Consider the following 22,551-nt stretch of genomic DNA (forward strand, 5'->3'; position numbering starts at 1 on the left):
TTCCGGGGTCACCATCCGGCCGCATGAGGCGGCCTGTAGTGGGAGGTTTGCGAATGACTGATACGAAGAAGACCGGTGGCCTGCGCCGCCGCGAGTTCCTTGCCACGGGCGCGGCTGCCGTCGGCCTCGGTATCACCGGCTTCCCGGCGATCCTGCGGGCGCAGCCGGCAGCGGTGAAGCTCGGCCTGATCCACCCCGTTTCCGGCTTCATCGCCTTCTCCGGCACCCAGTGCCGCGAAGGCGCGCTGATGGCGATTGCCGACATCAATGCCGCCGGCGGCATCAAGTCGCTGGGCGGCGCGCAGATCGAGGCGATGCTGGCCGACAGCCAGGGCAAGCCGGAGATCGGCGCGGCGGAAGTGACCAAGATGGTCGAGGCCGGTGCCGACGGCATCGTCGCCGGTTATTCCTCGGCGATCTCGCTGGCGACCTCGCAGGAAGCGGCCAAGACCAACACGCCGCATATCGTCGATGTCGGCGTCTCCGACCAGATCGTCGAGCGCGGCCTGAAGAACACGTTCCGCTTCAGCCCCGGCTACGGCAAGACGGCGCAGTTCGCCGTCGACAACCTCGACACGATCAACAAGGCCGCCGGCTCGCCGGCCAAGACCGCGATGATCATCCACGAGGAATCGCTGTTCGGCACCGGCACCGCCGAGCTGCTGCAGAAGCGCCTGCCGGAGAAGGGCATCAAGGTCGTCGACGTCATCAAGCACGCCAACCCGACCCGCGACTTCACCAACATCGTGCTGCAGATCAAGTCGAAGAAGCCCGACCTGATCATCCCGGCGAACTACTACAACGAGTATGTGCTGCTCGCCCGCACCATGCGCCAGCAGCGCGTCGAGGCGATGGGCATCTACTCGGTGCTCGGCGGCGCCGCCTCCAGCTATCAGTTCGTCAAGGAGTTCCCGGAGGCTGCGGACCTGATCATGGACTGCAACCACTGGTTCAACCCCAAGTCCGACGTCGCCCAGCAGCGCAAGGCCGCCGCCGAGGCCAAGGGCCTGATCTACACCTACGAGGTGTTCCTGGCCTACAACGCGGTGCTTGCCTATGCCGACGCGCTGGAGCGGGCCGGCACCACCGACAAGGAGGCCGTGAATGCGGCCCTTGCGGCTTCGACGCTGGACATGTCCTACATGCCCTACGGCCCGACAAAAATGGTCGACGGGCAGAACGAGGGCGCCCAGCCGGTCAACACCCAGGTCCAGAACGGCGTCATCGAGGTGATCTTCCCCGAAGAGTTCGCCTCGGCTGAGACCGTGTTCCCGATGAAGTCGTAACCGTCGCCCCATCGACGACGACTGCCGGGCGGGGCAACTCCCGCCCGGCCCCCTCCTGCACAGCGATCGGGTGACCATGCCGGACCTGGCGATCATCGTTCCTTCCGTGCTGAACGGGCTGACGACGGGCGCGCTCTACGCGCTGGTCGCGCTCGGGCTGACGCTCATCTACGGCGTGCTGCACATCATCAACTTCGCCCACGGGGCGCTGCTGATGGTCGGTCTCTACGCCGTCTACTTCCTGCACAGCAGCTTCGGCATCGATCCTTATGTGTCGCTGCTGATCGTGCCGCCGGCCATGTTCGCGCTCGGCTATGCCCTGCAGCGCGGCATCATCGGCCGCGCCAGCCACGGCCGCGACGAGAACATCCTGCTCGTCACGCTCGGCCTGTCGATCGTCATCGAGAACCTGGCGCTGTTCGTCTTCCGCTCCGACACGCGCAGCGTCGACACGCCCTATTCCTTCGAGGTGGTCGAGATCCTCGGCGCCTTCCTGCCGCTGCCCAAGGTGATCGCCTTCGCCGGCGCGCTCGTCACGGCGGCACTGCTGTGGCTGCTGATGTCGCGCACGGACCTTGGCCGCGCGATCCGCGCGCTCGCCAAGGAGCGCAAGGGCGCCAAGCTCGTCGGCATCGATGTCGACCACGTCTTCGCCATGAGCTTCGGCCTCGGCATCGCGTGCCTCGGCGTTGCCGCCTGCCTGCTGCTGCCCAGCTACTACGTAACGCCGCAGGTCGGCCACGGCTTCGTGCTGATCGCCTTCACCATCGTCGTGCTCGGCGGCATGGGGTCCTTCGTCGGGGCGCTGGTCGGCGGGCTGATCATCGGCGTCGTCGAAGCGCTCGGCGGCCTGTTCCTCGGCGAGAGCCTCGGCCAGATCGGCATCTTCCTGATCTTCATCCTGGTCCTCGTCTTCCGGCCGACCGGCCTGCTCGGACACAAGGTCTGACCCATGCGCCAGCTCGCCCTTCTCGGTCTCGTCTTCGCCGCCCTGTTCTTCGTGCCCTTCGTGGTCACGTCGGAGGCCTGGCAGAACACCATCCTGATGACCCTCTACGCCGCCCTGCTCGGCCAGGCGTGGAACATCCTCGGCGGCTATGGCGGCCAGTTCTCCTTCGGCCATGCCGCCTTCTTCGGCACCGGCGCCTACACGGTGGCGGTGCTGCAGGTGCAGCTCGGCGTCAACCCGTGGATCGGCCTCGTCGCCGGAGGCCTGATGGCCGTGGCGGTCGCGGCCTTCATCGGCTTCACCACATTCCGCTACGGCCTGCGCGGGTCCTATTTCGCGCTGGTGACGCTGGCCTTCGCCGAGGTCTTGCGGATCCTTGCCAACACCGTGCCCTTCACCGGCGCCGGCGTCGGCATCCTGATCCCGCTCGACCAGAGCGCGGCCAACCTGCAATTCGCCTCCAAGGCGAGCTATTACTGGCTGGTCTGGGCCATCGCCCTCGCCGCCTTCCTCACCGTGTGGTGGATCGGCCATTCCCGCTTCGGCGCGAGGCTGATGGCGGTGCGCGACAACGAGGACGCCGCGCGCGCCCTCGGCGTAGATCCCTTCGCGGTGAAGATGCGGGCGATCATGCTGTCGGGCCTGTTCTCCGGCCTCGCCGGCGTCTTCTACGCCCAGTATTTCCTCTATCTCGACCCGGCCATCGCCTACGGCCCCGCCATCTCGGTGGAGAGCCTGCTGGTGCCCATCGTCGGCGGCATGGGCACCCTGTTCGGCCCGCTGCTCGGTGCTGTCGCCCTGCACGGCGTCTCGGAAGCCTCGCGCGCGCTCATCGGCGACCTGCCGGGCATCAGCCTCGTGCTCTACGGCACGATCCTGATCCTGATGGTGCTGTTCGCCCCGCGCGGCCTCGCCGGCCTGGTGCGCCGCCTGTCGGCCCGCCGCAACTCGCGGGAGACCACGAATGTCTGAGACGGCACAGTCGGACACCATGCTCCGCGTCGAGGGCGTGTCGAAGAGCTTCGGCGGGTTGCAGGCCTCGAAGGACATCTCGATGTCCGTGCCAAGGGGCAAGATCACCTCGCTGATCGGCCCGAACGGCGCCGGCAAGACGACGCTCTTCGCGTTGATCACCGGCTTTCACAAACCCGATGCCGGCAAAGTCTCCTTCTTCGGCGAGGACATCACCGGCATGGCGCCGCAGGACATCGCCCTGCGCGGCATGATCCGCACCTTCCAGATCGTCCAGCCCTTCGCCGGACAGAGCGTGCGCGAGAACATCGCCGTCGGGGCGCACCTGCATATCCGCTCGCGCGATGCGGCGCTCGCCAAGGCCGAGGAAGTCGCCCGCAAGGTCGGCCTCGGCGACCGGCTGGACATGGATGCTGCGGCGCTGACCGTTGCCGGGCGCAAGCGGCTGGAAGTCGCACGGGCGCTCGCCACCGACCCCAAGCTGATCCTCTTCGACGAGGTTCTGGCCGGGCTCAACCCGTCCGAGATCCGCGACGTGATCCCGGTGATCCGCGCCATCCGCGACGAGGGCGTCACCATCCTCTTGATCGAGCATGTCATGCAGGCGGTGATGAGCCTGTCGGAGCACACCTGGGTGCTGAACCAGGGCGAGCTGATCGCGCAAGGCCCGCCGGCCGAGGTGGTGGGCGACCCGCTCGTCATCGAGGCCTATCTCGGCAAGGGCATGGCCGAGCGCATCGCGCGCCAGCGCATGACGGCGGGAGGCGCCCATGCTTGAGATCGACAACCTGCGCGCCGGATACGGCGCGGTCGAGGTGCTGCGCGGCGTCTCGCTGGACATTCGCGGCGGCGAGATCGTCGCCCTGCTCGGCTCCAACGGCGTCGGCAAGACCACGATCTCCTCGGTCCTGTCCGGGCTGCTGCCCGCCTGGAGTGGAACCATCCGCTTCAAGGGCGAGCCGATCGCCGGCCTGTCGCCGCAGGCCATCGTCGACCGCGGCCTGATCCATGTGCCGGAAGGCCGCCACATCTTCCCCAACCTTGCCGTGCGCGAGAACCTGGAGCTCGGCGCCTATCGCCGGGGCAAGCCGAACCGGGCGCGCAACCTGGAGCGGGTGATGGAGATCTTCCCGCGCCTGCGCGAGCGCTCAGGCCAGAAGGCCGGCACCCTGTCCGGCGGCGAGCAGCAGATGCTGGCCATCGGCCGCGGCATGATGGCCGAGCCTGACCTGCTGATCCTCGACGAGCCCTCCATCGGACTGTCGCCGCTCTTGGTGGAGGAAATGTTCGCGCTGATCGGCAAGCTCAACGAAAGCGGCCTGCCGATCCTCCTGGTCGAGCAGAACGTGCTGCAGTCGATGGAGATCGCCGAGCGCGCCTTCGTCATGGAGAACGGCGAGATCCGCCTGTCCGGCCCGACCGCGCAGTTGATGGACGATCCCGAGCTGAAGCGCTCCTATCTGGGGCTTGCCTGATGACCGCCTCCCCTACCACCCTCGCCCAGAAGATCGTCGCGCGCGCGGCCGGCAGGCCCAGCGTCGCGCCCGGCGAGATCGTCACCGCCCGCGTCGACCTCGCCATGATCCACGACAGCGGCGGCCCGCGCCGGGTCGAGCCGATCCTGCAGGACCTCGGAGTCGGCCTGTTCGATGCGAACAAGGTCGTGCTGATCTCCGACCACTTCGTGCCCGGCGACACCGACGAGGGCGCCCGGATCCTCGAGCTGACCCGGCAATGGGCGGCGCAGCGCAAGGTCGCCTTCCACGACGGCGAAGGCATCTGCCATGTGGTGCTGCCCGAGCGCGGGCACCTGGCCCCCGGCATGCTGGTCGTCGGCGGCGACAGCCACTCGCCCACCGGCGGGGCCTTCGGCGCCTACATGTTCGGCGTCGGCGCGACCGAGATGGCCGGTGTGCTCGCCACCGGCGAGATCTGGCTGAAGGTGCCCGAGACCATCCTGATCGAATGGCGCGGCAGGCTTTCCGACGGGGTCACCGCCAAGGACATCATGCTGGCCCTGTGCGGCCGGCTCGGTATGGACGGCGGTAAGTATCAGGCGGTCGAATATGCCGGCGAGGCCATCGCCGCGCTCTCCATGCAGGAGCGCATGACGCTCTCCAACATGGCGGCGGAGCTGGGCGGTCAGGCCGGACTGATCGCCCCGGACGGGGTCACCGCCGCCTTCCTGCAGGACGCCGGCAGCGACCCGGCCGGCTGGGGCGACTGGCAGAGCCTTCGCACCGATCCCGGCGCGAAGCTGCTGGAACATCACATTTTCGAGGCGGGCGATCTCGCCCCGCAGGTCGCAGCCCCGCACTCGCCGGCGAACAGCGGCCCGGTGGGCGATGCCCCGGCAACGCCGGTGGATGTGGCGTATCTCGGCGCCTGCACCGGCGCCAAGTATCAGGACCTTGCCAATGCCGCGCGCATCCTGAAGGGCCGGCGCGTCGCCTCCGGTGTCGAGCTGCTGGTCGCCCCGGCCTCGCGGCGCGACCAGGACCGCGCCGCCCGCGACGGCATCATGGCCGTGCTGGAAGAGGCCGGCGCGAAGCTGCTGCCGAACGCCTGCGGCATCTGCGCGGGCTACGGCACCGCCCGGCTCGGCGAGGACGTCACCTGCATCTCGTCCACGGCCCGCAACTTCAAGGGCCGCATGGGCGCGGCAAGCTCCAAGGTGTGGCTCGGCTCGCCGCTGACGGTGGCGGCCTCCGCCGTCGCGGGCCGGATCACCGATCCGCGCCTGATGCTGGCCGAGCACGCGGGAGGGGCGGCATGAGCGCGGACAAGAGCCTGAGCGGGCGCGTCTTCCTGTTCGGCGACGACATCGACACCGACCAGCTGGCGCCGGGCCAGTACATGAAGGGCGGGATCGCGGCCCTTGCCGCCCATTGCCTGGAGGGCGTGCGGCCGGACTTCGCCGCAAGCGTCGCCCCCGGCGACGTGGTGGTGGCGGGCAGGAACTTCGGCATGGGCTCCTCGCGCGAGCAGGCGGCCGAGGCGCTGAAGCATCTCGGCGTTGCCGGCGTCGTCGCCCTGTCCTTCGCCGGCATCTTCTACCGCAACGCGATCAATCTCGGCCTGCCGGTGCTGACCGCACCAAGCCTTGCAGATCTCACTGAGGGCGAGCGCGTGCATCTCGATCTCGACAACGGCCGGATCGAGCGCGCGGGCGAAAAACCCGCCCTCCCCCTCGATCCGCTGCCCGACAATCTCAAGGCCCTGCTCGCCGATGGCGGGCTGGTGCCGCATCTGAAGAAGCGCTTTGCGCAAGAGCGCCAGAAGGAGCAAGGCCGATGAGCCTGGAAACGCCCGCAACCCCGCCGCCGCCGGACCTGAAGCAGCGGCTCGCCGGACCGCGCATCCTGCTTGCGCCCGGCGTCTACGACGCGCTGACGGCCCTGATCGCCGAGCAGAGCGGCGCGGAGACCGTGTATCTGTCGGGCGCCTCCATCGCCTATACCCGCTTCGGGCGGCCGGATATCGGCCTCGTCTCGATGAGCGAGGTCGCCGACACCATCGCCGTGATCCGCGACCGGGTGGCGGTTCCCATCGTCGTCGATGCGGACACCGGCTTCGGCAATGCGCTGAACGTCCAGCGCACGGTGCGCGTCTTCGAGCGCATGGGTGCCAACGCCCTGCAGCTGGAAGACCAGACCAGCCCGAAGCGCTGCGGCCACCTCAACGGCAAGTCGCTGATCCCGGCCGGCGAGATGGCCGGCAAGATCCGCGCCGCGTGCGATGCACGCGCCGGCGACGGCACGCTGATCATCGCCCGCACCGACGCCATCGCGGTGGAAGGCTTCGAGGCCGCGCTCGACCGCGGCGAGGCCTATCTGGAGGCCGGCGCCGACATGCTCTTCGTCGAGGCGCCGCGCTCGCTGGAGGAGATCCGCGCCATCCATGCCCGCTTCGGCGGACGGGTGCCGCTGATGGCCAACATGGTGGAGGGCGGCAAGACCCCCATCGTCAACGCCGCCGGGCTGGAGGATCTGGGCTTCAGCTTCTGTATCTTTCCCGGCGGGATCGTCCGCGCGCTGGCCGCCACCGCGCGCGACTATTACGGGAACCTGGTCGCGAACGGCTCCAACGAGGCGTTCCGCAACCGCATGTTCGACTTCGCCGGCCTCAACGGCGTCATCGGCACGCCCGAGATGCTGAAGACCGGCGAGCGCTACGACACGGGAGCCGCCTGATGGCGATCGATACCGTCACGCTGGCGATCCTCAAGGGCCGCCTGGAACAGATCGCCGACGAGATGGACGCGACGCTGTTCCGCTCCGCCTTCAACCCGATCATCGCCGAGGCGCACGACGCCTCGCACGGCATCTACGACGCCGTGACCGGCGAGACCCTGGTGCAGGGCAAGTCGGGCCTGCCGATCTTCGTCGGCGTCATGGCCTTTGCCGTGAAGGCGGTGATCGACAAGGCGGCGAAGTCCGGCGGCGTCCATGAAGGCGACGTGTGGATCTTCAACGACCCCTATGACGGCGGCACGCACCTGTCCGACTTCCGGCTGGTCAAGCCGGTGTTCCGGGACGGGAAGCTGTTCTGCTTCCTCGCCTCGGTCGGCCACTGGCACGATGTCGGCGGCAACGTGCCGGGCAACTACAATCCGGCCGCGACCGAATGCTTCCAGGAAGGCATGCTGATCCCGCCGGTGAAACTCTACGACCGCGGCGAATTCCGCCAGGACGTGGTCGACATCCTGTCCGCCAATTCGCGCCTGCCGCTGTCGCTCTACGGCGATCTCAACGGCCAGATCAACGCGCTGGAGCTCGGCGAAAAGCGCATGCACGCGCTGCTCGACGACTATGGCGATGCCACCGTCGCCGGCTGCCTGATCGAACTGAAGGCCCGCGCGGCGCGGATGATGCGCGCCCAGATCGCCGAGCTGCCGCAGGGCACCGTCTCGGCCGAGGACTGGCTGGACAATGACGGCATCGTCGACACGCCGCTGAAGATCGCCCTCGACCTGACCATCGACGGCGACCGCATGGTGATGGACTTCTCGCGCTCCTCGCCCGCCTGCGCCGGCCCGGTCAACATCTCCCGTTCGACCACGGTCGCGGCCTGCTACGTCGCCCTGAAGCACATCTTCGGCGAGGTGCCGGCCAATGCCGGCGTGCTGGAGCCGGTGGAGTTCCGCATCGACGAGGGCTCGCTGCTGGCGGTGCGCGCGCCAAAGCCCGTCGGCGGCTACACCGAGACCATCCTGCGGCTGATCGACGTGGTGTTCCAGGCGGTGGCGAAGATCGCGCCGGAGCCGGCCATGGCCTGCGCCTACGGCACGATCAACGCCCTGTCGCTGGCCGGCCACCGCAAGGACGGCCGCCGCTGGGTGATGTTCTCCTTCTTCGGCGGCGGCCACGGGGCCCATGCCGGGGGCGACGGCCTCAACCACGGCAACGCGCCGATCTCCACCGCGACGATCCCGCCGCTGGAGATCCTGGAGGCGGCCTATCCGGTGCGCTTCACGCAATGGGCGCTGCGGCCGGACTCGGCCGGTCCCGGCGAGACGCGCGGCGGCCTCGGCGCGATCTACGAGATCGAACTGCTGGAGGAAAACGCCGACGTCTTCCTGTTCGGCGAGCGCGGGCGGCACGCCCCTCCCGGCGTCGTCGGCGGCGGCGCGGCCGCCCTCAACCGCTTCTCCTTCGAGCAGGCCGACGGCTGGCACGAACCGCCGATGGCCTCCAAGATGGTCGGCATCCGCATTACCCGCGGCCAGCGGCTGCGGCTGGAAACGCCCGGCGGCGGCGGCTATGGCACACCACACGCCCGCGACCCGCAGGCCGTCGCCCGCGATGTGGCGCAAGGCTATGTGACCCGCGACAGCGCGCAGGCGGATTACCGCGTCGCGCTGAACGAGGACGGCAGCATCGATGCCGCCCGCACCCAGTCCCTTCGTTCCCGGGAGGCCGCCGAATGAGCGGATCTGCATTTGTCATCGGCGTCGATGTCGGCGGCACCTTTACCGACGTCTTCATCCTCGACGAGGCGAACGGGCGCATCACCACCGCGAAGGTCCCCTCCACCCGCGGCGACCAGTCGAAGGGCTTCATCGAGGGCATCGCCTCGCGCGTTACCGACTTCGGCGAGATCCGCACCGTCGTGCACGGCACCACGGTCGGCACCAACGCGCTCCTGGAGCGCAAGGGCGCGCGCACCGGCATCATCACCACGGAAGGCTTCCGCGACGTGCTGGAAATGCGCCGCCGCGACCGGCCGACGACATGGGGCCTGAAGGGCGCCTTCACGCCCGTCGTGGCGCGCACCGACCGGGTCGAGGTCTCCGAGCGCGTGCTTGCCGACGGCTCGGTGCTGCGCGCCGTCGACGAACGGGAAGTCGCCGTGCAGGCGAAGGCGCTGGCGGAGGCCGGCTGCGACGCGGTCTGCGTCTTCTTCATCAACGGCTATGCCAACAACGACAACGAGCGCCGCGCCGTCGAGGCGGTGCGCTCGGTCTGGCCGAACCCCTATGTGACCGCCGCGACCGAGATCCTGCCCGAGATCCGCGAGTTCGAGCGCCTGTCGACGGCGACCCTCAATGCCTATCTGCAGCCCGTCGTCTCGTCCTATCTCGACCGGCTGGAAACCGGGCTGAAGGCCGAGGGGTTTGCCGGGGATATCCTGATCGTCCAGTCGAACGGCGGCGTCATGTCCATCGACACCGCCAAGCGCTACCCGGTGCGCACGGCGCTGTCCGGCCCGGCCGCCGGCGTGATCGCGGCAACGCGCATCGCCAGCGCCGCCGGCTTCGACAACATCATCACCTGCGACATGGGCGGCACCTCCTTCGACGTGTCGCTGGTGGCCGGCGGCGAAGCGGCGCTGGCCGCCCAGACCGCCATCGACTTCGGCATGGTGGTGCGCACGCCGATGATCGAGATCACCACCATCGGTGCGGGCGGCGGCTCCATCGCCGCCGTCGACAAGGGCGGGCTGCTGCAGGTCGGCCCGGAATCGGCCGGCTCCGACCCCGGTCCCGTGGCTTACGGCCTCGGCAACACCCGGCCCACCGTCACCGACGCCAACGTCGTGCTCGGGCGCATCAATCCGGACCGGCCCATCGGCGGCAAGCTCGACCGGCTCGACATCGATGCGGCCCGCGCGGCGATCGACAGCCATATTGCGGCGCCGCTCGGCCTTGCCGTCGAGGCGGCCGCCGAGGCGATCCTCAAGCTCGCCAACGCCAAGATGGCCGGCGCCATCCGCCTCGTCTCCATCGAGAAGGGCCACGATCCGGCGAAGTTCGCGGCGATGCCCTTCGGTGGCGGCGGCGCGCTGCATACCGGCGCCTTGATCAAGGAGGTCGGCCTTGCCTCGGCCCTGGTGCCGCGCTTCCCCGGTGTCACCTCGGCGCTCGGCTGCGTCGTCGCCGACATGCGGCACGACCGGGTGCAGACGGTGAACCGGCTGCTCTCCGAGCTCGACGCCGCAGAGCTCGGCCGCGCCATCCTGCGCGATGCCGAGGAGACCCGGGCCGTGCTCGGCAGCGCCGGCGTCGGCTTCTCCGCCATCGACCGGCTGGTCGAGCTCGACATGCTCTATCTCGGCCAGACGCACACGGTCGGCGTGCCGCTGGAGATCGGCGAGGAGGACCTGACCGCGGACGCGATCCGCGAGGCCTTCGAGGCCGCCTATCGCAGCGCCTTTGGCCGCTTGCTCGACGGCATCCCGATGCGGGTGATGAACTACCGGATCGCGGTGATCGGCCGCCGGCCGCAGCTCGCCATGGCCCTGTTCGCCCCCCAGGGCGGCAAGCCGGCCCCAGAGTGCCGCACCGGCACGCGGCGGGTCTATGCGGAGGGCGCCTGGCACGAGGCCGGCATCTACGAGCGCCTGTCGCTCGCCGTTGGTGCAAGGATCGCCGGCCCTGCCCTGCTGGAGCAGGCGGACACGACGATCTTCGTCGATCCGGGCCTTGTCGCCGAGGTCGACGGCTTCGGCAATCTCGTGATCTCGCGGGCGGGCTGAGCCATGCACGACGCCCCTCTCGACATCGCCCGCACGGGCCTGCTGATCGTCGATCTGCAGAACGACTTCCTGCACGCGGACGGCGCCTATGCACGCGGCGGCCAGACCAGCGCGGACATCGCCGCGCTGCCGGCGCGCGTCCTGCCGCTGGCCGACAGCCTGCGGCGCAAGGGCGGCTGGGTGATCTCGACCCAGTTCACCCTGGTGCCGGGCAAGGGCGGCGAGCCCTTCATCTCGCCGCATCTGAAGGCGCTGCGCCCCTTCCTGCGCAAGGGGGATTTCTGCCCCGGCGCCTGGGGGCACCAGCTCGTCGACGAGCTGCAGCCGGCCGATCTCACCGTGGAAAAGGTCGCCTATTCGGCCTTCTACATGACGCGGATGGAGTGGGTGCTGCGCAAGGCCGGCATCGACACGCTGATGGTCTGCGGCATCGTCACCAATGGCGGCGTCGCCTCGACCGTGCGCGATGCGCATGTGCGCGACTTCCGAACGATGGTGCTGAGCGACGGCTGCGCCGCCTTCTCGCCCGAGACGCACCAGCGCGCCATCGGCGATCTTGGCACGGTCGCCCGGGCGCTGACTTGCGCCGAGGCGCTGGCGCTGATCGAGGCCGCCTGAGATGAGCGGCGCGACAACAGCCGCCGCCCCAAACGACGCCCCTGAGATCTCGCGGGAGATCCCGGCGGCCCCCGATATCGAGACCGACGTGCTGGTGATCGGCGCAGGCGCCTGCGGCCTCACCGCGGCACTGGCCGCGCACGATGCCGGCGCCGAGGTGGTGGTGGTCGAGCGCGACGCCTCGCCGTCCGGCTCCACGTCGATGTCCTCCGGCTTCATCCCGGCGCCGGCAACGGCCGCGCAGCGCGCAGCAGGGATATCCGACGACGACGACGCGCGCTTTGCCGCCGATATCCAGGCCAAGGCCAAGGGAACAGCCAACGAGACGCTGGTCGCCCTTGCCGCCCGCGAGATCGGCCCGGCGCTCGACTGGCTCGCCGACGCGCATGGCCTGGAATGGCAGGTGCTGACCGACTTCCTCTATCCCGGCCACAGCCGTCACCGCATGCATGCGGTGCCCGAGCGAACCGGCGAGGCGCTGCTCGCCCGCCTCATCGCCGCCGTCGAGGCCGCCGGCATCCCGCTGGTCACCGAGGCGCATGCGCAGATGCTGCATCTGGACGAGGCCGGGACGTTGCGCGCAGTGACGCTGGTCCGGCCGGGCGGCGCGCGCGAGACCATCGCCTGCAAGGCGCTGGTGCTGGCCTGCAACGGCTATGGCGGCAACCCGGAACTCGTTGCCCGGCACATTCCCGGCATGGCCGGCGCGCTCTATTATGGCCATGCGGGCAACACGGGCGATGCCGTGCTGTGGGGCGAGGCGATGGGCGCGGCGCGCTGGCAGTTGAGCGGCTGCCAGGGGCACGGCTCGCTCGCCCATCCGCACGGGGTGCTGATCTCCTGGGCGCTGATGATGGAGGGCGCGATCCAGGTCAACGCGGAGGGGCGGCGCTTTTCCAACGAGCATGGCGGCTATTCCGAGCAGGCCGTCCACGTGCTGGCCCAGCCGGGAGGCATCGCCTGGAACATCCTCGACGCGCGGCTGCATGCCTTCGCGCAGGGCTTTCCGGACTATCGCGACGCGATGGCGGCCGGCGCGATCCGCGAGGCGGGCGACATCGCCGCGCTTGCCACTGTCACCGGCCTTCCCAAAGGCGCGCTGCGCGAGACGCTGGAGGAGGTGGCGGAGTTTGCGGCGGGCCGCGAGAGCGACCCGTTCGGCCGCGACTTCACCGCCCAGCCGGCGCTGCAGGCGCCGTTCTTCGCGGTGAAGGTGACCGGCGCGCTGTTCCACACGCAAGGCGGGCTCGGCATCGACGAGAGCGCAAGGGTGCTGGCCGAGGACGGATCGGCCTTTCCCAACCTTTTTGCCGCCGGCGGGGCCGCCTGCGGCGTGTCGGGACCGGATATTTCCGGGTATCTCTCCGGCAACGGGCTGCTGACCGCCATCGCCTTCGGGCGCGTTGCCGGCCGCTCGGCAGCTAGTGTGGTAATTTGAAATACGCCTCCCTTGGCAGCACCCCAGGGGCGTATTTCAAATTCGAAACCACACTAGAAACATATATTTGCTAGTCACCCTTTTGAATCTGAAGTTCGTTCAGAGCCTGACATGAAATCTGACGAACTTCAGATTCGGGTGACTAGCCTCACGTGCTAAAGCGGCCGGGATCGAGCGCGGCGACGACCGCCGGGGCAAGCGCGGGCNCTCACGTGCTAAAGCGGCCGGGATCGAGCGCGGCGACGACCGCCGGGGCAAGCGCGGGCGTGCGGCCGAGGATCAAGTCCGCCGCCAGCCGCGACAGGGCCGGCGAGGTCTGGATGCCGTAGCCGCCCTGCCCCGCGAGCCAGAGAAAGCCCTCCGCCCGGTCAGAGAAACCGGCGACCGGCGTGCGGTCGGGCGCGAAGGACCTGAGGCCCGCCCAGCTGCGCTCGACCCGCGTCACCGAGACGGTCGTCGCCTTCTCGAACCGGTCGAGCCCTTCGGCCAGCACCATGTCGTCCGGCCAGGCATCCTGCGGCTCCAGCGGATCCTCGTCGGCCGGCGAGACCAGGAGCTTGCCGGCCTCCGGCTTGGCGTACCAGGCTTCCGAGGCGCTGACCACCGCCGGCCAGGAGGCGACGTCCATGCCCTCCGGGGCGGGCAGGATCGCCGCCGAGCGCCGGTAGGGCTGGATGCCGAGCGGCGACAGGCCGGCAAGTGCGGCAATGGTGTCGGCCCAGGCCCCGGCGGCATTGACCAGCACCGGCGCCTCGTAGGTTTCGCCCCCCGCCTCGACCCGCCAGACATCGCCCTTGCGCGAAATCGCCGAGACGCGCGCGGAGGTCGTGAGCCGGCTGCCGGCATGGCGGGCGGTGCGCAGATAGGCCTGCAACAACCGGTCGACGTCGATATCGGCGGCACCCGCCTCATGGGCGGCGGCCACATGGTCATCCGAGAGGATCGGAAAGAGTCGCCGCGCCTCCGCGACGGGGATTTCCTCAAGGCCGTCGGCACCATCCAGATAGGCGGCGAAACGCTCCATCTCGTCCGCCTTGGCGACGACCAACTCGCCGCGCGGGCTGAGGAATCCGGTCTCGGCAAAGCCGCCGCCGCCGGCCAGAACCTCGACCGAGGCGCCGTTCAACGCCCGCAAGGTGGCATTACCGTAGTTGCGGATAAAGATCGCCGCCGAGCGACCCGTGGCATGGCGGCCGGGCGCATCTTCCATCTCCAGAACCACGGTGGAGCGCTCCGCGCCCAGATGCGCGGCAAGGCCGATGCCGGCGATGCCGCCGCCGATGATCAGGCAATCGCAGGTGATGGGCATGGCGCAGCTCCTTGGGCAAGATTCGGCCATGATACTGACATGCAAGGACAATTCCGGGAAAGGCCTGCCGCGCCTCACGTTGCGGCGACAGGGACTTCCAGCGTTTCGAGGAAGGCGCGCGCGGCCGGGGAGAGGTGCCGGGCGCGGTGACGCAGCACGAAGAACGGGCGCGGCGGCAGGCTGAGCTCCAGCGCCGAAAGCTGGCCCGAGCGGACGGCGCCTTCCGCGACCAGGGAGGACAGAACGGCCGCGCCGGCCCCCGCTTCGACGGCGCCGCGCAGCGCCTCGTTCGAGGGCAACTCCATCGAGATCCGCAGGTCGGCGGGCGCAAGGCCGAAGCTTTTCGCCAGCCGCTCCAGCATCAGGCCTGTGCCGGAGCCGGCCTCGCGGGCAACGAAGGTCAGCATCTTCAGCGCATCGGCATTGACGATGCCGCGCCGGGCGACGGGATGGTCGCGCGGCAGCACCAGCACCATGCGATCATGACCCACCTCCACCGGCGACAGGTCGGGGTCGGCCACCGGCCCCTCTACCAGGCCGAGATCGGCCTCGCCCTCGCGGGTCCAGGCGGCGACCTGCTCGCTGTTGCCGATGGCAAGCGCGACGCCGAGGTGCGGATGGACTGCGCGGAACGCCTTCAGCCGGGCCGGCAGCCAGTAGTTTCCGACCGTCTGGCTGGCGGCAAGGCGGACGCTGCCGCGCCGCAGGCCGGCAAGATCGGCCAGCACCTCGCCGGCGGCCTCGGCGCGGGCGAGGACGGCGCGCGCCTCGCCCAGGAACACCCGGCCCGCCTCGGTCAGGCGGATGTTGCGGCCGACCCGGTCGAACAGGCGCACGTCGTGACGCGCCTCCAGCGCGGCGATGGCCGCACTGATCGTCGACTGGGTGAGGTTGAGGGCCTCGGCCGCGCGGGTGACGTGCTCGCGCTCGGCCGCCGCCACGAAGATCCGCAACTGTTCCAGCGTCATCGCGCCCTGCCCGAAGTGGTCACATCCAGACGGTCACCATTAGCAGGGAGAGCGCGGCGATGAACAGGGCGGCGATGGCGGCAAGCAGCAAGGGGCGGATGCCGCGGGCGCGGATTTCGCGCAGATCGGTGGACAGGCCGAGGCCGGCGAGCGCCATGGTCATCAGGAAGGTCGTCGCCTCGCCCGCACCGGTGCGCGCGGCCTCGGGCAGCTCCATGCTGCTTGCAACCAGCACCATGGCCAGGAAGCCGAAGACGAACCACGGCACGGGAAGGCGCGCGGCAACGCCCTCGCCCGTGCTGTCGTTTGCCCGGCCGCGGCGGCACCAGGCGGCCAGAACCAGCACCATCGGCGCGAGCAGCAGGACGCGCGACAGTTTGGCGACCATCGCCGCCTCGCCCGCTTCCGCCGAGTGTCGGAAGCCGGCGCCCGCCACCTGCGCCACCTCGTGCACCGAGGCGCCGACGAAGAGGCCGTAGCCGGCCGCATCCAGCCCGGCGAGCGGCGGCACAAAAGGCATCGACACCATGGCGAGCGTGCCGAACAGGGTGACGCAGGCGACCGCATAAGCCGTGTCGCCCGCCCCGGCCCCGGTCACTGAGCGGGTGGCGGCAACGGCCGAGGCGCCGCAGATCGAGGTGCCGGCGGCGACCAGCCGGGCAAGATCGGGCGCAACGCCGAGCAGCCGGCCGGCCCACAGGGTGAGCGCGAAGGTGGCGACAAGCGCGGTGGTGGTGACAGCCAGCCCGCCGAACCCCAGCGACAAGAGGTCGGCCAGCGTCAGTTGCAGGCCGAGCAGCACGACGGCAGCGCGCAGCAGCGTCCCGGCCGACAGGCGCACGCCCGGCACGACGCCTTCCGGCAGCGGCGTCGCCGCGCGGATAACCAGCCCGAGCGCCATCGCCAGCGCCATCGGCCCCAGAAGGTCGAGACCGGGGACAAGCCGCAGCCCCTTGCCGCCGAGCGCAAGCAGGACGCACAGCAGGACGCCGGGCAAAACGAGACCGAAATTTGCGATGGATTTTGCAAATTTCGTCTCAATATTCGAGAATCCGGCGAAACTCATACCTTGCCTCCTGCAACTTCCACGCAGGATGGCAGCGAAGTTTCATTCGCACAAACTGATTGTTTTCGTGATTATGATCGAGAAAGTCGATTGATCTGCGGAGCCGGGAAGACGCGGCCGCGCTCACCGCCCGTTCGATGGAGTTATCCCCGCATCGCCCGCCGCGTCCGGAGGGCGTTATCCCGGCCGGCCGGGAGCGCGGAAGGGACTGCGCGCCCTACCGCTGCTCTGGCAACCAAAGGCCCCGGATCTCGCGATGCTCGTTCGGGGTGACGGCCGAGGGGATGCGGGGGCTCGCGACACCCACGGGCTGTCGTCCCGGCCGCGCGTCAGCGCAGAGCCGACCCAGAGACAACCTCAGCAGGTGCGAGGCGGAGCCCCGCCCAGCCGGCAGCCGTCACATCACCGGCAGGATGCGCGGCGAGGTCGACTGGCCGGTCTTGGCCGAGGCGGTCTCGAAGGCGAGGATCGCGCCGGCGAGATCTTCCAGCGCCGCGCCGACCGACTTGAACAGCGTGATGTCGTCGGCCTGACGCAGGACCGCATGGGTGCCGCGGGTAAGATCGAACAGGTCGGCCTCGATACCGTCCTCGGCGAGCGCTCCGGAGGCCAGCGCCTGGACGATGTCGCCCGCCTCCTTCGTCGCACCCTCGCGGGTGTCGACGAAGACCCGGGCCCGCGCCACCGCCTCGTCGTCGCTCTCGCGCATGGTCGGCTTGAACGCGCCGACGAGATCGAGATGGCTGCCCGGCTTCAGCCAGGCGCCCTGGACCAGCGGCGCCTCGGACAAGGTGGCGCAGCTGACGATGTCGGCATCGCGCACGGCCTCCTCCAGGTTGCTCGCCGGCTGGGCGAGAATGTCGAGCTCCCCGGCGATCTCTTCGGCAACCGTCTGCGCCTTCTCGGGATCGCGGCCCCAGACCGAGATCCGCGACAGCGGCCGCACCGCCATATGGGCGGCGGCAAGGTTTCGCGACAGGCGGCCGGTTCCGACCACCAGCAGATGGCGGGCATCCTCGCGCGCCAGATAGTCGGCGGCCAGCGCGGAGGCCGCCGCCGTGCGCCGGGCGGTCAGCTCGCCGCCGTCGATCATCGCCACCATCTCGCCGGTGCGGGCATCGTTGAGCAGGTAGCTGGCCATCACCGCCGGCAGGCCGCGCGCGCCGTTGCCCGGCACCACCGTCGCCAGCTTGGTGCCGAGATAGCGCCCCGGCACCCAGGCCGGCATCAGAAGCAGCGTGCCGTCCGCCTCGCCCGGCACCCGGAAATCATGGTGATGGCGCACCGGGCTTTCGCAGCCGTCGCGGAACATCGTCCGCAGCGCCTCGATCAGCGGCCGCCATTCGAGAGCGGCGCGGGTGGCATCCGGATCGAGATGCAGCATGGGAGCCTCCGTGAGGGACCGGGAAGGATACGGGCGGACCGGAACGTCCGCCGGCTGGGCCAGCATGGTTGCACGCCAAACCCGGCAGCGCCAAGGCAGGATCGCCGCAACGGGGCAGCCCAAAGCAGGGAGCGAGACGGAAGACCGGCCCGCGCGCCGCCGATGAGACCGGCGCACCTGGCGAAGAAAAAATGCCGCCCCGAAACACAGGCCGGGGCGGCACATGTCAGGTCTCGCCGGAACTCGGCCCGGATGCGGCCCGGATCAACGCTCGCTCAGAACGGGATCTCGTCGTCCATGTCCGAGCCGCCGCCGAAGCCGCCGCCCGAACCGCCGGAGCCGCCCGAACCACCGCCGTAGCCGCCACCGCCCGAGCCGCCGCCATAGCCACCGCCGCCGGAGCCGCCTTCATAGCCGCCCCCCGAGCCGCCGCCTTCGACAAAGCGGCCGCCGCCGCCACCGCCGCCCTCGCCGCGACCGTCGAGCATGGTCAGCGTCGAGTTGAAGCCCTGCAGCACGACTTCCGTGGAATAGCGCTCCTGGCCCGACTGGTCCTGCCACTTGCGGGTCTGCAGCTGGCCCTCGACATAGACCTTGGAGCCCTTGCGCAGGTAGTTCTCGGCGACCTTGGCGAGGCCCTCGTTGAAGATCACCACGCGGTGCCACTCGGTGCGCTCCTTGCGCTCGCCCGAGCTGCGGTCGCGCCAGGTCTCCGAGGTGGCGATGCGCAAGTTGACCACCGGGCGCCCGTCCTGCATCCGGCGGACCTCCGGATCGGCTCCCAGATTGCCCACCAGGATCACCTTGTTGACGCTTCCCGACATCGTCGTCTCCTTGCCTGCCGGACGTTGCCGGCCTGTTCCTGAGCCGGCCGCTGTCCGGCCAGGCTCGTCGATATGATGCGGCCCGCCGGCACTGCGGCGGCCCCCGTTCGCTTCATGCGGCGCGCCGGCGGCACGCCTGAGCGTGCCCCGGGGGCCGGTGTTCATCCCGTGGACCTTAGCCCCGGGCAGGAGGCCGGCGAAAGGCCCGCGGCCGGCGAACTGTATTTTTGGGCGCCGAGCCCCCGCTTTTCCACACGCTTTGTCGCCAAGGCGCCAGACGCCGACATATGATGCGGGCACATGACGCAGGCGGATGGAGCAGGACGCCCCTTGCCCGGCGCGCGCACCCGCACCACATGCCGACAGTCTTGCGCGACAGTATATGTTCCTGATATGTTCACGCAATCGGATTCGGGATCGCCTGCGTAGATACCTTCGGAAAACGTCCCGCCCCATCGGCGCCGGATGCGGAGCCGTTCGGACCTTCGGGAATCGCCCTGGCGGAATCGACGGATGCCGGTGCATGTCGTAGAAGGGCGGTGCCGTCGCCCGCTCCGGACCCCATACCGGCCGTGCCGGCCGCGCTTCACCCCCGGACCGCCGGGGCGCTTGTCATTCCCGGCCAGGGCCGGGCCGTTTCACTTCAGCTGCCGCTGGCCCGCGCCCTCCCGCGCGGAGGCTGCAGCCCTTCCAGACGCCGCAAGGCCGTCATCCGGGAACCGCACGCATGTCCAAGCCGCGTTCGACCTCCACGCCGCCCGCCTCCCTCGCCGACCGGCGCGTGATCAGCGTGCGCGGCGCGCGCGAGCACAATCTCAAGAATATCGACCTCGACCTGCCGCGCGACGCGCTGATCGTGATGACCGGCCTGTCCGGCTCCGGCAAGTCGTCGCTCGCCTTCGACACGATCTATGCCGAGGGCCAGCGCCGCTATGTCGAGAGCCTGTCGGCCTATGCCCGCCAGTTCCTGGAGATGATGCAGAAACCGGACGTCGACCAGATCGACGGCCTGTCGCCGGCCATCTCCATCGAGCAGAAGACGACCTCGCGCAATCCGCGTTCGACCGTGGGCACGGTGACGGAAATCTACGACTACCTGCGCCTTCTGTTCGCGCGCATCGGCGTGCCCTATTCGCCGGCGACCGGCCTGCCGATCGAGAGCCAGACGGTCAGCCAGATGGTCGACCGGGTGCTGGCGCTGGAGGAAGGCACCCGGCTCTACCTGCTGGCCCCGATCGTGCGCGGGCGCAAGGGCGAGTACCGCAAGGAACTCGCCGAGCTGATGAAGAAGGGCTTCCAGCGCGTCAAGATCGACGGCACCTTCCACGAGATCGCCGAGGCGCCCGCCCTCGACAAGAAGCTGAAGCACGACATCGACGTGGTCGTCGACCGCATCGTCGTGCGGCCGGACATCGCCGGCCGGCTGGCGGATTCGCTGGAGACGGCGCTGTCGCTGGCCGACGGCATCGCCATCGCCGAGTTCGCCGACAAGGCGCTGCCCGCGCCCGCCGACGGGGCGGTGCTGCAGAACCGCAACGAGACCCACGAGCGCATGGTGTTCTCGGAAAAATTCGCCTGCCCGGTCTCCGGCTTCACGATCTCCGAGATCGAGCCGCGGCTGTTCTCCTTCAACAACCCGTTCGGCGCCTGCCCGACCTGCGACGGGCTCGGCACCACGCTCGCCTTCGAGCCGGAGCTGGTGGTGCCCGACCACACGCTCACCCTGCGCGAGGGCGCGGTGCTGCCCTGGGCCAAGACCGGCTCGACCTCGCCCTATTATGCCCAGACGCTGGAGGCGATCTGCCGCCATTTCGGCGCCTCGATGGCCACCCCCTGGGCCGACCTGCCGGAAGCGGTGCGCGAGACGATCCTCAACGGCTCGGGCAAGGAGAAGATCGAGTTCGTCTACGACGACGGCGTGCGCAGCTACCGCACCGCCAAGACCTTCGAGGGCGTCGTCGGCAATATCGAGCGGCGCTGGCGCGAGACCGACAGCGAATGGGTGCGCGAGGAACTGTCGCGCTACCAGTCCGACCGCCCGTGCCCGGCCTGCAACGGCTACCGGCTCAAGCCCGAGGCGCTGTCGGTGAAGATCGCCACCCGCCATATCGGCGAGATCTCGCAGCTGTCGATCCGCGATGCCGCCGCCTGGTTCGCCGAGCTGCCGGAGAAGCTCACCGACAAGCAGTCGGAGATCGCCCTGCGCATCCTCAAGGAGATCCGCGAGCGGCTGAAGTTCCTCAACGATGTCGGCCTCGACTATCTGGCGCTGTCGCGCAATTCCGGCACCCTGTCGGGCGGCGAGAGCCAGCGCATCCGCCTCGCCTCGCAGATCGGCTCGGGGCTCACCGGCGTGCTCTATGTGCTCGACGAGCCGTCCATCGGCCTGCACCAGCGCGACAATGCCCGCCTGCTCGACACGCTGAAGCACCTGCGCGACCTCGGCAACACGGTGATCGTGGTCGAGCACGACGAGGACGCGGTGCTCACCGCCGACCATGTGGTCGACATCGGCCCGGGCGCCGGCATCCATGGCGGCGAGGTGGTGGCCGAAGGCACGCCGGCGGAGATCCTGGCCAACCCGAAGTCGCTGACCGGCCAGTATCTGTCCGGCGCCATGGCGATCCCGATGCCGGCCGAGCGGCGCAAGCCGAAGAAGCACCGCCGCATCCATGTGGCCGGCGCGCGCGGCAACAACCTGAAGAACGTCTCGGCGGACATTCCGCTCGGCACCTTCACCTGCATCACCGGTGTCTCCGGCGGCGGCAAGTCGACCTTCCTGATCGACACGCTCTACAAGGCGGCGGCGCGGCGGCTGAACGGCGCACGCGAGACCCCGGCCCCGCACGACCATATCGACGGGCTGGAACAGCTCGACAAGGTGATCGACATCGACCAGTCGCCGATCGGGCGCACGCCGCGCTCGAACCCGGCGACCTATACCGGCGCCTTCACGCCGATCCGCGAATGGTTCGCCGGCCTCCCCGAGGCGAAGACCCGCGGCTACCAGCCGGGGCGCTTTTCCTTCAACGTCAAGGGCGGGCGCTGCGAGGCCTGCCAGGGCGACGGCGTCATCAAGATCGAGATGCACTTCCTGCCCGACGTCTACGTCACCTGCGACGTCTGCAAGGGCAAGCGCTACAACCGCGAGACGCTGGAAGTGGAGTTCAAGGGCAAGTCCATCGCCGACGTGCTCGACATGACGGTGGAGGAAGGCGCGCGCTTCTTCGCCGCCGTGCCGGCGGTGCGCGACAAGCTGGAGACGCTGGCCCGCGTCGGCCTCGGCTATATCAAGGTCGGCCAGCAGGCGACGACCCTGTCGGGCGGCGAGGCGCAGCGCGTCAAGCTGGCCAAGGAACTGTCGAAGCGCGCGACCGGCCGCACGCTCTACATCCTCGACGAGCCGACGACCGGCCTGCATTTCCACGACGTCGCCAAGCTGCTGGAAGTGCTGCACGAACTGGTCGAGCAGGGCAACACGGTGCTGGTCATCGAGCACAATCTGGAGGTCATCAAGACCGCCGACTGGGTGATCGACCTGGGTCCGGAAGGGGGCGACGGCGGCGGCACCATCGTCGCGGCCGGCACGCCGGAGGACATCGTCGAGGCGGAGGCGAGCCATACCGGCCGCTTCCTGCGCGAGGTGCTGGAGCGCCGCCCGGCCCGCGGCATGAACGCGGCGGAATAGGCGCGCCTCCCTGGTGGGACGCGGACGGCGGGCGTGCGGCGGGCATGCTCTTGCCGGCGGTCATGAACCCGC

General features: G+C 69.6%; 18 protein-coding genes. 13 read left to right on the top strand and 5 right to left on the bottom strand.

Annotated features, from left to right (window positions below):
* The first annotated feature begins 53 nt into the window (after positions 1–53).
* The 12 genes from MNI96_RS17070 to MNI96_RS17125 all read left to right on the top strand — a co-directional run bounded on the left by MNI96_RS17070 (position 54) and on the right by MNI96_RS17125 (position 13,240).
* Positions 54–1,286, top strand: coding sequence for an ABC transporter substrate-binding protein (locus MNI96_RS17070; RefSeq protein WP_249695120.1), 1,233 nt, complete (start codon positions 54–56; stop codon positions 1,284–1,286).
* 76 nt (positions 1,287–1,362) lie between these two features.
* On the top strand, positions 1,363–2,235 hold the full coding sequence (locus MNI96_RS17075) for a branched-chain amino acid ABC transporter permease (protein WP_067216353.1): 873 nt from the start codon (positions 1,363–1,365) through the stop codon (positions 2,233–2,235).
* A gap of 3 nt (positions 2,236–2,238) precedes the next feature.
* Positions 2,239–3,207 carry a branched-chain amino acid ABC transporter permease gene (locus tag MNI96_RS17080; protein ID WP_249695122.1) on the top strand — a complete coding sequence of 323 codons (969 nt, stop codon included), beginning with the start codon at positions 2,239–2,241 and terminating at the stop codon, positions 3,205–3,207.
* Positions 3,200–3,985, top strand: coding sequence for an ABC transporter ATP-binding protein (locus MNI96_RS17085; protein ID WP_249695123.1), 786 nt, complete (start codon positions 3,200–3,202; stop codon positions 3,983–3,985). The genes MNI96_RS17080 and MNI96_RS17085 overlap by 8 nt, the downstream gene beginning before the upstream one ends.
* Entirely contained in the window at positions 3,978–4,682 is a 705-nt protein-coding gene (locus tag MNI96_RS17090; protein WP_249695124.1) for an ABC transporter ATP-binding protein, read from the top strand. Before MNI96_RS17085 ends, MNI96_RS17090 begins: the two co-directional genes overlap by 8 nt.
* On the top strand, positions 4,682–5,983 hold the full coding sequence (locus tag MNI96_RS17095; RefSeq protein ID WP_249695125.1) for a 3-isopropylmalate dehydratase large subunit: 1,302 nt from the start codon (positions 4,682–4,684) through the stop codon (positions 5,981–5,983). The genes MNI96_RS17090 and MNI96_RS17095 overlap by 1 nt, the downstream gene beginning before the upstream one ends.
* On the top strand, positions 5,980–6,504 hold the full coding sequence (locus tag MNI96_RS17100; protein WP_249695126.1) for a LeuD/DmdB family oxidoreductase small subunit: 525 nt from the start codon (positions 5,980–5,982) through the stop codon (positions 6,502–6,504). Before MNI96_RS17095 ends, MNI96_RS17100 begins: the two co-directional genes overlap by 4 nt.
* A complete protein-coding gene (locus MNI96_RS17105; protein ID WP_249695127.1) occupies positions 6,501–7,400 on the top strand; it encodes an isocitrate lyase/PEP mutase family protein in 900 nt (299 codons plus the stop codon). The genes MNI96_RS17100 and MNI96_RS17105 overlap by 4 nt, the downstream gene beginning before the upstream one ends.
* Positions 7,397–9,136, top strand: coding sequence for a hydantoinase B/oxoprolinase family protein (locus MNI96_RS17110; RefSeq protein ID WP_249695217.1), 1,740 nt, complete (start codon positions 7,397–7,399; stop codon positions 9,134–9,136). Before MNI96_RS17105 ends, MNI96_RS17110 begins: the two co-directional genes overlap by 4 nt.
* Positions 9,133–11,184 carry a hydantoinase/oxoprolinase family protein gene (locus MNI96_RS17115; protein WP_249695128.1) on the top strand — a complete coding sequence of 684 codons (2,052 nt, stop codon included), beginning with the start codon at positions 9,133–9,135 and terminating at the stop codon, positions 11,182–11,184. Before MNI96_RS17110 ends, MNI96_RS17115 begins: the two co-directional genes overlap by 4 nt.
* A gap of 3 nt (positions 11,185–11,187) precedes the next feature.
* Entirely contained in the window at positions 11,188–11,802 is a 615-nt protein-coding gene (locus MNI96_RS17120; RefSeq protein ID WP_249695129.1) for a cysteine hydrolase family protein, read from the top strand.
* Between the two features lies 1 nt (position 11,803).
* Positions 11,804–13,240, top strand: coding sequence for an FAD-dependent oxidoreductase (locus MNI96_RS17125; protein ID WP_249695130.1), 1,437 nt, complete (start codon positions 11,804–11,806; stop codon positions 13,238–13,240).
* Positions 13,241–13,448: 208 nt separating this feature from the next.
* Here the strand turns inward: MNI96_RS17125 and MNI96_RS17130 are convergent, their stop codons facing one another.
* The 5 genes from MNI96_RS17130 to MNI96_RS17150 form a co-directional block, all read right to left on the bottom strand.
* Positions 13,449–14,549 (bottom strand): NAD(P)/FAD-dependent oxidoreductase, encoded by a 1,101-nt coding sequence (locus MNI96_RS17130; protein WP_249695131.1) that lies wholly within the window; start codon positions 14,547–14,549, stop codon positions 13,449–13,451.
* Positions 14,550–14,623: 74 nt separating this feature from the next.
* Positions 14,624–15,517, bottom strand: coding sequence for a LysR substrate-binding domain-containing protein (locus MNI96_RS17135; protein ID WP_249695132.1), 894 nt, complete (start codon positions 15,515–15,517; stop codon positions 14,624–14,626).
* 19 nt (positions 15,518–15,536) lie between these two features.
* Positions 15,537–16,583, bottom strand: a complete 1,047-nt coding sequence (locus MNI96_RS17140) for a YeiH family protein (RefSeq protein WP_249695133.1) — start codon at positions 16,581–16,583, stop codon at positions 15,537–15,539.
* Positions 16,584–16,980: 397 nt separating this feature from the next.
* Positions 16,981–17,967: a bifunctional Delta(1)-pyrroline-2-carboxylate/Delta(1)-piperideine-2-carboxylate reductase gene (gene lhpI, locus MNI96_RS17145; RefSeq protein WP_249695134.1), complete on the bottom strand. Its 987-nt coding sequence runs from the start codon at positions 17,965–17,967 to the stop codon at positions 16,981–16,983.
* 275 nt (positions 17,968–18,242) lie between these two features.
* Positions 18,243–18,791, bottom strand: coding sequence for a single-stranded DNA-binding protein (locus MNI96_RS17150; RefSeq protein ID WP_249695135.1), 549 nt, complete (start codon positions 18,789–18,791; stop codon positions 18,243–18,245).
* Between the two features lie 727 nt (positions 18,792–19,518).
* Between MNI96_RS17150 and uvrA the strand changes: the two genes are divergently transcribed.
* A complete protein-coding gene (gene uvrA / locus MNI96_RS17155; protein ID WP_249695136.1) occupies positions 19,519–22,479 on the top strand; it encodes an excinuclease ABC subunit UvrA in 2,961 nt (986 codons plus the stop codon).
* The last annotated feature ends 72 nt before the right edge of the window (positions 22,480–22,551 follow it).

Source organism: Stappia sp. WLB 29 (assembly GCF_023507705.1).
In the GTDB taxonomy this organism is placed as follows: Bacteria; Pseudomonadota; Alphaproteobacteria; order Rhizobiales; family Stappiaceae; genus Stappia.